The organism is Mesorhizobium sp. M4B.F.Ca.ET.203.01.1.1, assembly GCF_004791025.1.
In the GTDB taxonomy this organism is placed as follows: Bacteria; Pseudomonadota; Alphaproteobacteria; order Rhizobiales; family Rhizobiaceae; genus Mesorhizobium; species Mesorhizobium abyssinicae.
In genome coordinates this window covers 1-357 of record NZ_SRUO01000132.1, presented here as the reverse complement: position 1 = coordinate 357, position 357 = coordinate 1, and the positions used below count along the sequence as shown (strand labels likewise).

The following is a 357-nucleotide window of genomic DNA, read 5'->3' as shown; positions in this document are numbered from 1 at the left end:
GATCTCACCGCGCATGCCGGCGACGATCGCCTCGCCGACGGTTTCGTCAAGGCGGTCGAATCAGTCGGCGCGATGCTGGCCGAGCACTTCCCGGTCACCGCCGACGACGTTAACGAGCTCGAAGACCACCTCGTCGAAATCTGAAATCTCTCCTGCCCACGACTTTTTCGCCTGTGCGAAATCGCCAACGTGGCATGCCGGACTCTTTGCAATCGGCCGATGCGGGTCTATGGTTAACCAATCATGAACACGCTGACGATCGACATCCGGAAAGCAGAGCCTCGCGACGCGAGCGCCATCGCCGAGGTGCACCAGCAGGCCTGGCGCGGTGCCTATTCCGGCATCATCCCGCACCGC

2 pseudogenes are annotated in these 357 nt (G+C 62.2%); both read left to right on the top strand.

Annotated features, from left to right (window positions below):
• Nucleotides 1-144, top strand: a pseudogene (locus EN846_RS36305) (TPM domain-containing protein); the annotation flags it as partial.
• A 99-nt stretch (nt 145-243) separates the two neighbouring features.
• A pseudogene (locus tag EN846_RS36300) lies at nt 244-357 on the top strand (GNAT family N-acetyltransferase); the annotation flags it as partial.